Raw genomic sequence first — 14,378 nt, 5'->3', positions numbered from 1 at the left:
CTCAAGCAACTGCATAGAAGGTCACCTTGCTTTTCAATCAGCCGAAATAAGTATTCAAAACCTCAGATGTACTGCCGTCCATTTTAACGCGACCGTGCTCCAACCAGATCACTCGGTTACAGTTCTTCTCGAGCAAGTCGCGCGAATGGCTGGCGAGTACCAGAATTTTAGTCGAGTCCACAAGGTTGCGCATACGCTGATTAGCGCGCACTTTAAAGTCTTCATCTCCAGTCGACAGCCATTCATCCATTATCAGAATTTCTGGATTGATCGATGTTGACGCTGCAAAAGCGAGACGCAATTGCATACCAGTCGAATAGGTTCTGAAAGGAACTTCGAGAAATTCGCCAAGCCCAGAAAACTCTGAGATGTCATCGATTTTTGCAGCTATTTCGTCGGGATGCATACCCATCATCGCGCAACGCAACCGAATATTCTCGCGCCCCGTCGCATCTGGGTCGATACCCAGATTGATATTAATAAGCGAAATCGTATGGCCGTTGATCAGCGCAGTACCCTGCGTTGGCGTGTAAATCCCGGAAAGCACACGCAGCAAAGTCGTCTTACCGGAGCCATTGTGGCCGATCAACCCCACCCGATCCCCGTCATTCAATGTTATGGTGACATCGTCCAGACCACGAATAATAACAGTTCGATCAGTTCGGCGCTCGATTTTTCCGCCGGTAGCAACACTCAGGACACGGTTCTTTAAGGAACGGCTGGACGAGTTGTAGATAGGAAATTCCACACTCGCATTTTGAAGTTTGATGAAAGTCATGAATTTACAACCAATAAGCCACGCGCCAGCGGTACCTGCCGAAGAATACCAATGCAACACCCCAGCCAACAACGGCAAGGCCTCCAGCGACAAGCCAACTCAATGTTGCGGGCGCTTCGCCGAACAAAGGCGCACGCACCAGTTGGATCAAATGATAAAATGGATTCCAGTCAATAAAGGCATGCGATACGTGCCCGGGTAAAGTCTTGACCATCCACATGATAGGAGTGGCATAGAACATGACCTGCAGAATATTTGTAATAACCTGCGTCATGTCGCGAAAACGCGCGCAGATGACAGCCAATATCAGCATTGCCCATGCAAGATTGAGACACACCAGCAGGAAACCGGGGATGCTCAAAAACACATAAGCGTTAAATCCGCGCCCTAGTATTAGGGCAACAACTGGAAAGATGACAATGTTGTGGCCAAAGATAATAACATTGCGCCAAAGCGTCCGCATTATATGCGTGAAAAGCGGCAGCCTCACCTGAAGAATGATACCATCAGAAGCGCTGAAAGTCGTGCAACCCTCAGATAGGGATGTGGAAATGAACCCCCACATAATAACACCAGCGCATAAATAGGGTAGGAATACTCTCATTTCAGACTGAAACAGCGTCCCGAAAATGATTCCGAGTGCGCCGATAAAAACAGCCATATTTAAAGTAAGCCAGAACGCACCGACCCTTGACCGGCGATAACGCTGCGCGACATCCTGCCATCCAAATATCAATGCCAAACGATATTTTGAGATGGCGTCAAAAATATCGCCCAACGCAGCTGAAAATCCTGCCTTGGGGCGAATAGAAATCGTGTCTACAGTTATGTGCTGCTCCAAAGAGTCAACGCGCATGATAGCCCTGCATCAATCGCAAAATTCCCAAAATTTGTCCTGACAACTATGAAAACCAAAACGCAGATGATGTGCGTACTAGAGGAATAGTTTTCAAAGAGTCAACCATTCCGATCATGGAATGAGTGGAGAATAAGGCTTCAATAAGTCGCGCCCGCTCACACAACCACGACGGCAGTTGGCGGTTACCATAAATTACAAGGTCAAACTGTTTATAAAACAATCTATATTCATGGCTGGGGCGCCTGGATTCGAACCAGGGAATGCCGGTACCAAAAACCGGTGCCTTACCGCTTGGCTACGCCCCAACAAATCAAACCGAAGCAATCGGTTGCGCGGCCTTATAGCCGCTTCATTTGGCAAGCGCAATCGCCTAATCGCGAAATCCACGCTGGTGTATAAACTACCAGTTCAAGCGCTATGCCGATCCAACAGCTTACTTCTTCCACCCGCAATGCAAGCAGGGATTTGCGTTGACCGGCAAAGCTGATAATCCCTGTTATCAGTCTTATTTGCAGTCGGTATCCGTATGCTTTTTTTGGCAATCTCGTTTTTATTCAGTGCCGTTCTGTGCAGCCTGGGTCTCATAGTCCTTTCCCGCCTACTGCCGCCCACCTTTCTGGCAGCGCGGATGAATTCGCGTTCAAACCATAGTGTGGCAGCAAGGCAAATCGGCGGACTGGCGCTTATTCCTGCCGTGCTCGTAACGTTGCTGATCTTCGGGACCGATCTGGAAATTGCCAGTCGGTTGCAGCTCTGTCTGGTCGGCGCATCGGGGCTGCTGTGGATCGTCGGGGGGCTGGACGACCGTTACGAGCTTTCCGAGCTTATTCGCCTCGGATCGCAGCTCTTGGCTGCCTGCATCGTTCTTTATGGCTTAGGACCTGACTTCCGGCTTTTGCCCGATTTGCTACCACACTGGCTGGAAGCAGCATTGATCGTGCTTGCGCTGCTGGTCGCCATCAATGTCACGAACTTCATGGACGGTCTCGACCTGTTGACCGTTGCGGGACTGGGGCTCCCTCTGGCGGGCGTTGCTCTGCTCGCAGCGCTTGATCTTGCTGGCATGGAAAGCGGCGGTCTCGGGGCTGCCATCGCAGGGGCGCTGCTGGGTTTCGCGTTCTTCAACCGCCCCCCTGCCCGCATTTTCCTTGGTGATTCGGGAAGCTTGCCGCTGGGTCTTCTAACCGGCACAGCCCTACTTGTGCTGGCGCGGGAAACCCATATCGTCGTGGCTTTGATTTTGCCGCTTTACTACATTCTGGATGCTGGCTCGACCATTATCATGCGTCTTGCACAAGGCGAGAACATCCTAAAAGCCCATTCGAAACACGCCTATCAGGTCGCCAAGCGCGCCGGATGGAGTGTTTTGAAGGTTGTCGGCCACGTGGCGCTTCTCAATCTCATCCTGATTGCCTGTGCGATAGCGCTGCTGGCACTTGACCATCTGATCACGCGCGTGGCTTTCCTGCTCGTCGCAGTGGTCGCCACGCTGGTGCTGCTGCTGGATTTTCGTGGACGTTTCAGGAAGCTATAACGCTGAAGAGAACCTTGCGCACTGTTTCCACATCGCCGCTTTCCATCGCCTCCTGAAGGCGCTGAAGGCTTTCCGGCACATTAACGGCCGCCTTGTTTCCTTTCGGCGCGCGCATGATCTTCGGATGCCGGGTGGTTTGCGCCTGCGACGGATCGTAGAAGAGCTCTTCGTACATCTTCTCGCCTTCGCGAATGCCCGTCACTTCAATGCCGATGTCGCCATTCGGGTTTTCCGCATTGCGCATCGTCAGTCCGGCCAGCAGGATCATGTTCTCGGCCAGATCGCGGATTTTAACCGGCTCGCCCATTTCCAGCAGCACCGTATCGCCGGATTCGGCAATCGCGCCCGACTGCACGATGAGTTCCGCCGCTTCCTTGATCGACATGAAATAGCGCGTCATGTCCTCGTGGGTCAGGGTGATCGGCCCGCCATTGGCGATCTGCTCGCGGAAAAGCGGCACAACCGAGCCATTCGACCCAAGCACATTGCCAAAACGGACCGAATAAAAGGCTTTTTCCTTGCCCGCTTGTGCGGCCAGCAAGCCGTAATAATAGACGACCAGTTCGGCCCAACGCTTTGTCGCGCCCATGACATTCGTTGGCCGAACCGCCTTGTCCGACGAAATCAGCACCATGCGCTCGACATCGGATGCGAGCGCGGCTTCCGCCACGTCCAGCGTACCGAACACATTGTTGCAAATGCCGATGAGAGGATTTTTCTCGACCAGCGGCACATGTTTATAGGCAGCGCAGTGATAGACCGTGTCAATGTGATTATTGCGCAGCGCCTGCTCGACATAAGCGCGGTCGCGCACGGACCCCAGCACCGGCACGATCTGGCAGGACGCAATTTGTCGCAACTGGCGCTCGATCTGATAAAGCGCGAACTCGCTCGATTCAAACAGCACCAGACATTCAGGGTTCCACTGCACGATGGTCCGGCAAAGCTGGCTGCCGATAGAGCCGCCTGCGCCCGTCACCATGATGCGGCGACCTTCGACCACTTCACGCAGCAGTTCTGCATCCGGTGGCACCGGCGAGCGACCAAGAAGGTCATCGATTTCGATATTGCGCAGCGCCGAAACGAGATATTTGCCTGCGCTCAAATCGGCAATCGGGGGTAGAATCCGCGTATTGACCGGAAGCCGGCCAAGCAGACGGGCAAAGTCCTGACGCTGTTTCTGATCGAGCCCCGGCTCGGATACCAGCACCTGTTTGACGCCGTAATTTTCAATAAGGGCAGGCATTTCTTCAGCCCCATAGACACGCAGGCCGATAATATCCATGCCCTTGAGCTGCCCTGCCGGATCGACAAAGCCAACGACCATCGTATCGCTATGGCTGCGCAGCGCCGTCGCCAGCTGGCGCGCAGGCTCTCCGACGCCAACGATCAGCGCCGAGCTGGTATAAGTCCGGCCGGTTTCGGCATTGCGCAGCAACCATTTCGCGCCGAAACGGCTTGCCGTGATCAGCACCGTGCTCAACAGCCAATAAAGAAGCGGAACCGAGCGCGGCAGACCGGCATTGCCGTAAAGCTCCATCAGAAAGACCAGCGCGACCCAGAAAAGAGCCGCCACTGCGGTCGCCTGAAAGATCGGCCAGATGGCGCGTTCCGCCAGATAGCGGATGATCGCCCGATAAAGTCCGAACCGGATGAAAACCGGAACGGTCAGAATGGGCGCGATGACAATCAGAAAAAGTTGTGCCTTGCTGGGCGTAAAAACAAAGCCCAGACGAATGACAAATGCCAGATAAGCGCTGAGCAACAGCAGAACGCAATCGCTCAGCATCAAAATAATCTGCTTGGTCAGTCGTGGCAAAAGCGCCAGCCTTTGCCAAGGATATCTCAAACTCATACGCGCATTATCCTGCTCTCAAGACAGAGCGAAACAAATACCGCTCCTGTCGGCAGCAAAAAACTCTCTTTTTACCCGACGGATGAAGCCCCTAGAATTATTCCGCAACCGTTAGCATGAGTCCGCCAGACGAACCATATGAATTGAGCCTGCATAAGATTAACGAACACGTTTCAGGCGATTAATATGCCGGTGCGGCATAAAAGCGTCGGAAAAGGCGACCTGTCTGGAAAAATTTCGCTTTTCCAGACAGATACCACTCAGGATATCAAGATGCCGGTTCTGATGCTGCGCCATGCGCTGCCATCGGAATAGGCAAGCTGCGCGCCCGCCGACGCATCCGTAACGTAGATCAAGGCGCCCGCGCCGTGATTCGCGGCGATAGGCATTGTGAGTTTCGAATAGGATGCAGGCCGGATCGGCCCATCGACATCAAGACGCGTCACCGGTGTATTGCTTCCGATTGCGACATTGCCCGTCGCGCGATCCACACGCATTGCCTGACGCCACGTGCCCAGATCGTCACTCACCTTGATGCTGAAATCGCTGCTGCCGTTCAGGCCCATTTCGGCATAGCCGGTCCAGCTGGTCTGGAACAGAAGGCTCGCGGTGTCGGTCGCGGCCTGCTTGTTGACCTTGATCTGATGCCCCGCGCCTGCATTGTTGAACAGGCTTGCCGCCGCCGAAAGAGCGAAACGATTGACCGCATCCGCCGTCGCTTGAATGCCCAGCATCGATACGGACAGTTCATCCGGCACGCCGCCACCGGTGGGGTTCCAGTCCGTTCCATCGAAAACCAGAAGCTGCGCTTCCGCCTCGACATAGGCTTGCCAGCCGATCGCCGGTTGAATGAACAGCCAGCCATCATCGATGAACGAAGCGACCATGCCGTTCTTGCCGGACCATACGCCCGTGGCGGGCAACGCAACGATATAGCGCGCGCCAGCGGAAGGTGCTGCCGGTGGGGCGGTGAGGCTGCGCGATTTCACACTTAAATTCACCACCGCATCCAGCAGCCGCAATGCTTCATTATGCGTGACATGCTTCTGCGCCTGACTGGGCAGAATATAGGGAAGTTTCAGATTGGGCGTTTCATCCATGTTCGGCTCCTCATGTTTGGTGGTACGAAGAGCTTAGTCCAGGCGAACGACACGGGGATAAGTGCGGATCAGCTGCCGCGATAGGTGGAATAGGACCAAGGGCTGACGAGCAGCGGCACGTGATAATGTCCGTCCACATCCGCCACGGCGAACCGGATCGGAATGAGATCGAGGAAAGGCGGATTGGCCTGATCGGCCCCGCGCCCTGCAAAATACTCGGCCACATGGAATTGCAGCTCGTAAACGCCAATCTGCATGTCGTCGCCGGTCAGCAGCGGTGCATCAGTGCGCCCGTCCAGATTGGTGACAACGCGCTTGATCAGTTCCGGTGTGCCCTTGCTGATGCGATAGAGCTCGATGCGCATTGCCGCAGCCGGGCTGCCATGCGCTGTGTCGAGAACGTGTGTGGAAAGTCTGCCCATGTTTCCCTCGAATAATATTCAGACTGGTTTGGCCGACTGGATGCGGAAAACGACATCCGGGAAGAAATATTCTTCCAGATTGTCCTCCTTGCCAGCGCGGTCGACAATGAGAAAATCCGATTTCTGCTCAAGCGCCAGAAGCGGATGATGCCAGACATTCTTGAGATAATTGACACCCTGATCGCCATTGGCAAGGAAAACACGCGGACGCGCGGGCTTGCTGCCGGCATCTTCAGCGACAACGACCAGAAACGGACGCCGTTCCAGCGGAATGAAAGCCTGCGAACCGAAGGGATGACGCTCCATCATGATGATATCGATGGGCGGCTCAAAAGACTGGCCGCGAAAAATATTGATCAGCACACGCGCTTGCGTACCTTCTGCCTCGACGCGCGCCAGATCGTGAAAACGCTCGGTCGAACCATTGTTGATGAGACGCCGTTCCGCCCCTTCAACCTCGATGACATCGCCGAATGGCGCGAATGCTTGCTTGGTCAGCGGCTCTACCGCGAGCGTCTCAACCTTCAACTTTGCCTCCCGAAAAACAGTACTGGAGTATGACAAAGCGTTGTCCCGCGCCGCTTGTCAATCGCGAAGCAGTTTCAATCAGATATGATAAAGGCCGGACATGATCCGGCCTCTCGCAACCACGGTGAAATAAGCCCTGCATATTTGCGCGGGAGCGCGTTTCACTTTTTCTTTGAAGAGCCGTAGAGCGCTGAAATGCCCAAGAGCGCCACCGCCTGCACCGCCATGATCATATAGATGAAATCAACCTTCACCCCAGCGGCAATCGCAACGAGCGCCGCGCCGATCAGGCCAAGGGAAAGGAAGGAGAATATTCGGGCGAGCTGTCTTGTTTGACGAGATTCGGCGGCGAGCGATGCGGTAGCGACGCGTGATTTTGCTCTGTGCGGCATATCCAACTCCTGACCGTGATGAATACGATTTCCGAATTCCGAACGCATAACCGTCTCAGGTCCATTCTTGACGTATCAGGCAGTTACCGTTTGAAATCCCACTATATAAGGCCTATGCCGTTTCGACAATAACACCATAAATAAATTGGAAATGACTTCCATGGCGCTCGTTTTCGACAGCAGTTTCTCTCCTGAATATGGGAAGCCGGTTGAGCTAAGTAAAGGGATTGTCCGCGTGACGGTGAACAATCCGAGCGCCTTCACCTTTCATGGCACCAACAGCTATATCGTTGGCCGGGACACGCTGGCAATCATCGATCCGGGTCCCGTCGATGAGGCCCATTATCAGGCTCTGCTTGCCGCCATTGCAGGACGCCCCGTCAGCCATATTTTCGTCAGCCACACGCACCGTGATCACTCGCCGCTAGCCGAGCGCCTCAAAAACGAGCTGGGTGCAAAAACGGTTGCCGAAGGCCCGCACCGGCCCGCCCGCCCCTATCATGCGGGCGAAGTGAACGTGCTCGAAGCCAGCGCCGACACGGATTTTGCGCCCGATATCGTGCTTGCCGATGGCGGAACCGTTGAAGGCGATGGCTGGGCGCTTCAAGGCCTTCACACACCGGGCCATGCCGCAAACCACATGGCATTCGAGCTGAAAGGCACGGATATCCTGTTTTCGGCCGATCATGTGATGGCCTGGGCTACCTCCATCGTCGCCCCGCCGGATGGCTCAATGAGCGACTATATGGCCTCGCTCGAAAAGCTTCTGGCACGTGACGATCATGTCTATCTGCCCGGCCATGGCGGTGCGGTGACCAAGCCCGCCGCCTTTGTGCGCGGATTGCGGGCCCATCGCAAAATGCGCGAGCGCGCGGTTTTTCAGCGCATCATGCAAGGCGACCGCACCATCGGCGACATGGTGAAGGCGATCTATCGCGACACCGATCCGCGCTTGCATGGCGCAGCAGCTCTGTCGGTGCTGGCGCATCTGGAAGATCTGGTCGGGCGCGGGGAAATCGTGACCGAAGGCGACCCGTCGCTCGAAAGCATCTACCAGCCTGCATAAACAACGCTATTCGACGTCCGCAGGTGCCTTGTTCACTTCGCCTTCCAGGCTTCCAAGAAATTCGGTGATGAAGGCCGCATTCTGCCCCAGATCGCGCTTGCCATAGCGCGAGAGCGAACGGATATCGACATAGGTGGTTTCACCTTCATCCAGCAGCCGGATGACGATATCGCTCTTGAGACCGAGAATGAAACTATGCGCCGTCGCAACAAAGCGGGTGGCGCTTTCCTCCGGCGACGGCGCATCGTTGACGATCACCTGCCAGCCGAAACTCTTCAACACGGTCTGCACACCCTGCGCCACGCGGTCGGGCGCTGCCTCATAGCGGCGGCCCAGTACATCGGGATAGGCGGTGAGCTGTGTCAGCGCATCGCCGCTGACCGCCGGTGTCAGCGGGTTCATCCATTGCAGGCGGGCGGGCATATCGGTGGGAAATTGCGGCGGCGTCTCGAAATCGGTCGAAATATCGTAGAGCGCTGGCGAGCTGATCCAGAGCATGCCCAGCAAACCGAGCGGCGTCAGCACGATGCAGGCAAACACGCAGGCCGTGAAGGATCGCGCCCCGCCCTTGTCGCCATTGACCCAGAGATTGCGAAAACCCTTGGCTGCGCAGATCAGCGCCAGCAGGGCCAGAGCGCCGCTCAACCCGGCGGCAAGGACGAAATCAGGCGTTTCAAGCTTCCAGAAGCGGTGCAGCACGAAAGCCAGCGCCAGCAATACGGCAGCGAAGACCCCGAACCGCAAGGCCCAGACCGCAGAACGCGACTGTCGCCGCTGATAGCGAAGTTTTCTCATCCAGGTTCCCAGAAGCACATCCCGAAAAATACAAAGCACTTTTCGGCAGAATCCCAAAACGGCCACAACATTCAGCCACGCTCATGAATAGCAGAGAGATTTGAACCCGGCAAAACATCCAGCTGTACAGTTTTGCATAATCATCTTTACTGCCTGAAAAGCACACGTATTGCGCGATCACGGAACACTAAAAACGCATGAAGTGCAGGCTATTTTTGGCTCACTATTGCCGCCTAACAGAAAAAAGCGAGGTAAATCAATCAAAAGAGCATTGCAGCAACTACTAATGAAGGGCATGATCGATTATTAGGGGGCTTTTTTCGGATTCGTCGGAGAGGACGGAATGAACCACGCGCCTGAAAACAGTGCCAACGGGATTGGCACCACCACCCGGTCGGGCAGCGCCGAAGAAAGCGCCCAGACGGGTCTTGAAACAAGTACGATGACGCTCGAAGCCGTCGAGCTGGAATTTGCGCTCGGGGCCATTGACGTGCTGATCGAGGGGTTTGATGCAGCGCTTGCCAAGGCCGCAGAACGTGTGGGTGGCGAAGTTCTGTTCAACATGCCGGCGCTCGACACCAGCGAAGCCCAGCGCATCGGCGCGATCGCCATTGCCGGGCAGCCGCAGGATCAGGTGATTTTCGTCACGCTGCGCAATGACGGCACAACCCTGTCGGTCGAACCGCCGAAGGGCGAGAATGCGCTTTTCGAAAGCCTTGGCCGCAACTATGCCGCCGTCATGAAAAGCCTGTCGCCGAAGGAGCAGACCAACGGCGCTTGATCATTTCGGCGGGGTGGATTTTTTGACGCCTGGAACACCTGCCTGAAGATTGTGCGCAGGCACCGGGTTCAGCGTCATCGACGTTTCAACATCGCGCAGCAGTACGAATTTCATGCCCTTGGCCTTCAGAGCCATTATGCCGTTGGCAACGCCCTCGCCCGCCGACCGTGTCGGCTGATTGATATGCGAGATGATGACATCGCCATCGCGGGCCGCCGATATGCGCCGCGCCACAGTCGGCGCCAGCAACGATGCGCCCTGATCGCCATTCAGCGAATAACCGCCGATCTTGTAGCCAAGGCTTGTGGCGAGCGCCACGGCATCGGTCGAATAGCGGGCTGTCGCATCGCGATAATATTGCGGCTTTGGCGCACCAGCCCCGACAATCGACGTCGATCCGCCTTCGATTTCCGAGCGCACGGCATCCAGCGATCCGGCGGTCTTGATGCCATACATCGTCGGCACATTGGTAATGGCCGGAACATGCATAGCGCCGTGATCCTCAATCGCGAACAGGTCGGGATTGGCTTTCATCACCGCAAAGGCTTCCGCGTTTTGTTTCAACCAGCGCCCGGTCACAAAGATCGTCGCGGGAATGCGCTCCTTGACCAGCGTATCGAGAATGCGATGGTCCGTCTTGCCCATGCAGGCATCAAGCGTCAGCGCCACTTGCGGCGTTGCACTGCCGCCGCGTGCGATGTGCAGCTGCGGCTCCACGATCCGAACCTTTTCCGGTTGGGCCGCATCCTGCGGTGAAACCTCGACAGCGCCTGCCGTGCTGCAAGCGAAAACAAGCGCGGCCCCCGCCGCAGAAATGAAACGACGCATGGCCCGTTCTTCTGAAAGTGTAAATTTCGAAGGATTTTAATACGTCGGGCAATATTGTCCAGTGTGCCGACCCAACTGAATGGGGCCGACATACTAACACTTTGTTGTTATAGGGATTTTCCTTGCCAGAGCGAAAGCGCTCCTTCCTTTTCGGGAGCGCTTTCTTTTGGCTTTACGCCTTGCGCACGGCTGCCTGTGCGGCGGCGAGCCGGGCAATCGGCACGCGGAACGGCGAGCAGGACACATAATCAAGGCCGGTCTTTTCGCAGAAGGCGATAGACGACGGATCGCCACCATGCTCACCGCAAATGCCGAGCTTGATCTTGTCGCGCGTCTTGCGTCCACGCTCGGCGGCGATCTGCACCAGTTCGCCCACACCATCCACATCGAGCGACACGAATGGGTCCTGCTCCACTACACCACGCTGCTGGTAGGTAGTGAGGAAGCCTGCCGCGTCATCGCGCGAAATGCCAAATGTAGTCTGGGTCAGGTCGTTGGTGCCGAACGAGAAGAACTCTGCCGTTTCGGCGATTTCCGCTGCGCGCAAAGCTGCACGCGGCAGTTCGATCATCGTGCCGACCATATAGTCGATCTTGACGCCCGCTTCCTTCATGACGTCCTGAGCCACCGCATCGATGCGCCCCTTGACGAAATCCAGTTCCGCCTTGAGGCCGACCAGCGGCACCATAACTTCCGGCACCACCGGTTCGCCGGTTATCTTGCCTGCCTCGACGGCAGCCTCGAAAATGGCGCGCGCCTGCATTTCCGCAATTTCCGGATAGGAAATCGCCAGGCGACAGCCGCGATGGCCCAGCATCGGGTTGAACTCGTGCAGGCTTTCGGCGCGCTCGCGCAGCTTCACCGCGTCTACGCCCATGGAGCTGGCCACTTCGGCGACTTCCTCGTCCGTATGCGGCAGGAATTCGTGTAGCGGCGGATCGAGCAGACGGATCGTGACCGGCAGGCCCTTCATGATTTCGAACAGTTCGGCAAAGTCGGAACGCTGCATCGGCAGAAGCTTGGTCAGCGCTGCGCGACGGCCTTCTTCATTGTCGGAGAGGATCATCTCGCGCATCGCAACAATGCGGCTTCCCTCGAAAAACATGTGTTCGGTGCGGCAAAGACCGATGCCTTCCGCGCCGAAAGACCGGGCCGTGCGGGCATCCGCAGGCGTTTCGGCATTGGCGCGTACTTTCATGCGGCGTTGGCGGTCGGCCCATTCCATCAATTGGCCAAAGTCGCCGGAAAGCTCCGGCTGAAGCATGGCGACAGCGCCTTTCAGCACCTGCCCGCTCGAACCGTCGACGGTGACAACATCGCCCTTCTTGAAGGTCTGGCCGGCAGCCAGCATGGTGCCGTTGCGATAATCGACGCGCAGCGATCCCGCACCCGAAACGCAAGGCTTGCCCATACCGCGCGCCACGACCGCCGCATGGCTGGTCATGCCGCCGCGTGTCGTCAGAATGCCTTCTGCTGCGTGCATGCCATGAATGTCTTCCGGGCTGGTTTCGATACGAACCAGAATGACCTTGCGGCCTTCAGACTTCGCCTGTTCGGCATCTTCCGACGAGAAGACGATTTCACCCGTCGCAGCGCCCGGCGAGGCGGGCAGGCCCTGACCGACGATCTGACGCTCGGCGCGCGGATCGATGGTCGGGTGCAACAGCTGATCCAGCGCCGCGGGATCGATACGCAGCACGGCCTCTTCCTCGGTGATCAGCCCTTCGCCAGCCATTTCGACGGCCATTTTAAGCGCGGCCTTGGCGGTGCGCTTACCCGAACGGGTCTGGAGCATCCAGAGCTTACCGCGCTCGATGGTGAATTCCAGATCCTGCATGTCGCGATAATGCTGTTCCAGTCGGTCGGCGACCTTGAGGAATTCGGCAAACGCTTCCGGCATCACCTTTTCCAGCGACGGTTTGTCGGAACCGGCAGCGATGCGCGCTTCTTCGGTGATGTTCTGCGGCGTGCGAATGCCCGCCACCACGTCTTCGCCCTGCGCGTTGACGAGGAATTCGCCGTAAAGCTTCTTCTCGCCGGTCGAAGGATTGCGTGTGAAGGCTACGCCCGTGGCGGAAGTCTCACCCATATTGCCGAACACCATGGCCTGCACATTGACCGCCGTGCCCCAGGCCGCCGGGATATTGTGCAAACGGCGATAGGTGATGGCGCGCGCATTCATCCAGCTGGAGAAAACAGCACCGATGGCGCCCCAAAGCTGCTCATGCGGGTCCTGCGGGAAAGGCTGGCCCAGCTCTTCCTCGACCTTGGCCTTGTAGAGCGAAATGACATCTTTCCAGTCGTCCGCCGTCAGCGCCGTGTCGACATCGACGGCGAGATCGGCCTTCTTGTCTTCGAGAATTTCTTCGAAGAAACCATGATCGACGCCCAGCACCACATCCGAATACATCTGAATGAAACGGCGGTAGCTGTCATAGGCGAAGCGCTCGTCACCGGCTTCGCGGGCGATGGCCTGCACGGTTTCGTCGTTGAGGCCGAGATTAAGCACCGTATCCATCATGCCGGGCATGGAGGCACGTGCGCCGGAGCGAACCGACACCAGCAGCGGCTTATCAGCATCGCCGAAATTACGGCCTGTCACCTTGGCAATATGGACAAGCGCTGCGCGCACCTGCTCGTCGAGTTCGGACGGATAATTGCGGTCATGGTCGTAATAATAGGTGCAGACTTCGGTGGTGATCGTAAAGCCGGGCGGTACGGGCAGACCGAGGCTGCTCATTTCAGCCAGATTCGCTCCCTTGCCGCCGAGAAGATTACGGTCGCTTGCCGCACCTTCCGCCTTGCCGTCGCCGAACGTGTACACCCACTTCGCCATCATGGCCTCCCTTGATGCAGGAACGGTTCACAAAAGGCTTGCAACAATTGCAAGTACTCCCAGAACCTGCTGTCCGTTGCTTATGCGATCCGCAAGGCTGCTGCCAACCAAAAAAGACAAGCCGCGACAATAGAATCGATTAGAGGCGGGAATAGCTGCGCGGAGGCCACATAACGGATTGACTCTGCTGGGCAGATACAGCAAAAATAAGAACAAACAAAGAACATATTGGAGTTGGACCATGCGTATCACGGGCAAGCTCGACTATCTGGAAATGCCAGCTGGAAACGGATCGCTTGATGCGACCAAGAGTTTCTATGCGCGTGCCTTCGGCTGGTCTTTCACCGATTACGGCCCGACCTATTCAGCCTTCTCGGAAGGATTGGATGGCGGCTTTGACGCCGACCCGCAAGCAACCGCAAAGCCGCTGCCGGTGCTTTATGCGCTGAGGCTCGAAACCGCGCTTCAGGCCGTGACGGAAGCTGGCGGAATCATCGTGAAGCCGATCTTTGCCTTTCCGGGCGGACGACGTTTTCATTTCACCGATCCGGCGGGTAATGAACTCGCAGTCTGGAGCGACCAGTAAAACCCGTTTGTGGCGGTA

Annotated in this window: 14 protein-coding genes and 1 tRNA gene; 4 read left to right on the top strand and 11 right to left on the bottom strand. The window is 56.6% G+C overall.

The annotated features are described in order from the left end of the window. Positions 1–37: 37 nt before the first annotated feature. From HWD97_RS13915 to HWD97_RS13905, 3 genes are all read right to left on the bottom strand, one after another. A complete protein-coding gene (locus HWD97_RS13915; protein ID WP_371835146.1) occupies positions 38–778 on the bottom strand; it encodes an ABC transporter ATP-binding protein in 741 nt (246 codons plus the stop codon). Between the two features lie 4 nt (positions 779–782). Then, complete coding sequence (locus tag HWD97_RS13910; protein WP_371835145.1) at positions 783–1,634, bottom strand: ABC transporter permease; 852 nt, start codon at positions 1,632–1,634, stop codon at positions 783–785. A 233-nt stretch (positions 1,635–1,867) separates the two neighbouring features. Beyond that, positions 1,868–1,942: transfer RNA gene (locus HWD97_RS13905), tRNA-Gln, on the bottom strand. 221 nt (positions 1,943–2,163) lie between these two features. Here HWD97_RS13905 and HWD97_RS13900 point away from each other — a divergent pair. Next, positions 2,164–3,171, top strand: a complete 1,008-nt coding sequence (locus tag HWD97_RS13900; protein WP_371835144.1) for a glycoside hydrolase — start codon at positions 2,164–2,166, stop codon at positions 3,169–3,171. On the opposite strand, the gene HWD97_RS13895 is transcribed toward HWD97_RS13900, so the two are convergent. The 5 genes from HWD97_RS13895 to HWD97_RS13875 all read right to left on the bottom strand — a co-directional run bounded on the left by HWD97_RS13895 (position 3,158) and on the right by HWD97_RS13875 (position 7,516). Then, on the bottom strand, positions 3,158–5,026 hold the full coding sequence (locus tag HWD97_RS13895) for a polysaccharide biosynthesis protein (protein ID WP_371835143.1): 1,869 nt from the start codon (positions 5,024–5,026) through the stop codon (positions 3,158–3,160). The two genes, HWD97_RS13900 and HWD97_RS13895, sit on opposite strands and share 14 nt — an antisense overlap. 260 nt (positions 5,027–5,286) lie before the next feature. Further along, positions 5,287–6,126 (bottom strand): DUF2793 domain-containing protein, encoded by an 840-nt coding sequence (locus HWD97_RS13890; RefSeq protein WP_371835142.1) that lies wholly within the window; start codon positions 6,124–6,126, stop codon positions 5,287–5,289. Positions 6,127–6,194: 68 nt separating this feature from the next. Then, complete coding sequence (uraH, locus tag HWD97_RS13885; RefSeq protein WP_283736071.1) at positions 6,195–6,548, bottom strand: hydroxyisourate hydrolase; 354 nt, start codon at positions 6,546–6,548, stop codon at positions 6,195–6,197. Positions 6,549–6,566: 18 nt separating this feature from the next. Then, positions 6,567–7,076 carry an ureidoglycolate lyase gene (locus HWD97_RS13880; RefSeq protein ID WP_371835141.1) on the bottom strand — a complete coding sequence of 170 codons (510 nt, stop codon included), beginning with the start codon at positions 7,074–7,076 and terminating at the stop codon, positions 6,567–6,569. Between the two features lie 161 nt (positions 7,077–7,237). Further along, complete coding sequence (locus HWD97_RS13875) at positions 7,238–7,516, bottom strand: hypothetical protein (RefSeq protein ID WP_371835140.1); 279 nt, start codon at positions 7,514–7,516, stop codon at positions 7,238–7,240. Between the two features lie 112 nt (positions 7,517–7,628). Between HWD97_RS13875 and HWD97_RS13870 the strand changes: the two genes are divergently transcribed. Beyond that, a complete protein-coding gene (locus tag HWD97_RS13870; RefSeq protein ID WP_339439908.1) occupies positions 7,629–8,534 on the top strand; it encodes an MBL fold metallo-hydrolase in 906 nt (301 codons plus the stop codon). Between the two features lie 6 nt (positions 8,535–8,540). On the opposite strand, the gene HWD97_RS13865 is transcribed toward HWD97_RS13870, so the two are convergent. After that, positions 8,541–9,329, bottom strand: a complete 789-nt coding sequence (locus HWD97_RS13865; RefSeq protein ID WP_371835139.1) for a DUF1499 domain-containing protein — start codon at positions 9,327–9,329, stop codon at positions 8,541–8,543. A 442-nt stretch (positions 9,330–9,771) separates the two neighbouring features. Between HWD97_RS13865 and HWD97_RS13860 the strand changes: the two genes are divergently transcribed. Next, the gene (locus tag HWD97_RS13860) at positions 9,772–10,110 is read left to right on the top strand and encodes a hypothetical protein (protein WP_036592710.1); all 339 of its coding nucleotides are present in this window, start codon (positions 9,772–9,774) and stop codon (positions 10,108–10,110) included. On the opposite strand, the gene HWD97_RS13855 is transcribed toward HWD97_RS13860, so the two are convergent. Then, positions 10,111–10,938 (bottom strand): polysaccharide deacetylase family protein, encoded by an 828-nt coding sequence (locus HWD97_RS13855; protein ID WP_371835138.1) that lies wholly within the window; start codon positions 10,936–10,938, stop codon positions 10,111–10,113. It abuts the gene before it with no gap. A 172-nt stretch (positions 10,939–11,110) separates the two neighbouring features. Further along, a complete protein-coding gene (gene ppdK, locus HWD97_RS13850; protein ID WP_371835137.1) occupies positions 11,111–13,774 on the bottom strand; it encodes a pyruvate, phosphate dikinase in 2,664 nt (887 codons plus the stop codon). A 241-nt stretch (positions 13,775–14,015) separates the two neighbouring features. On the opposite strand from ppdK, the gene HWD97_RS13845 reads away from it, so the two are divergent. Then, a complete protein-coding gene (locus tag HWD97_RS13845) occupies positions 14,016–14,360 on the top strand; it encodes a VOC family protein (RefSeq protein ID WP_371835136.1) in 345 nt (114 codons plus the stop codon). Positions 14,361–14,378: the final 18 nt, after the last annotated feature.

The organism is Ochrobactrum sp. C6C9 (genome assembly GCF_022627935.1).
In the GTDB taxonomy this organism is placed as follows: Bacteria; Pseudomonadota; Alphaproteobacteria; order Rhizobiales; family Rhizobiaceae; genus Brucella; species Brucella teleogrylli.
This window is presented reverse-complemented; position numbering and strand designations above follow the sequence as displayed.